We start from the raw sequence: 267 nt of genomic DNA on the forward strand, positions 1-267 counted from the left end.
TGTTAATTCTGAGCTTCAGCATCAACGTACTATTACGTTTAAAAGTAATCCAAATATAGGCAATATACCGTTAAGCTCTGTGGCTATTAAACGTGTAATTACCAACATGATTGGTAATGCGCTGCGTTATTCTGAGGGCGATATTGAAGTACTTAGCTACTTTAATTCAAACAAAAAGTATGTAGTTATCGCTGTAAACGATAATGGCCCCGGCATTCCTGAAAACGAACTAGAGTCTGTGTTTGAGCCCTTTAAACAAGGCGATGC

Annotated in this window: 1 protein-coding gene; it reads left to right on the top strand. The window is 38.2% G+C overall.

The genetic code is table 11. The annotated features are described in order from the left end of the window. On the top strand, nt 1-267 hold a 267-nt coding region (locus AAEY72_RS15105), incomplete at both ends, for an ATP-binding protein (RefSeq protein WP_352311386.1).

Source organism: Psychrobacter sp. W2-37-MNA-CIBAN-0211 (genome assembly GCF_040309405.1).
GTDB classification, from domain to species: domain Bacteria; phylum Pseudomonadota; class Gammaproteobacteria; order Pseudomonadales; family Moraxellaceae; genus Psychrobacter; species Psychrobacter glaciei.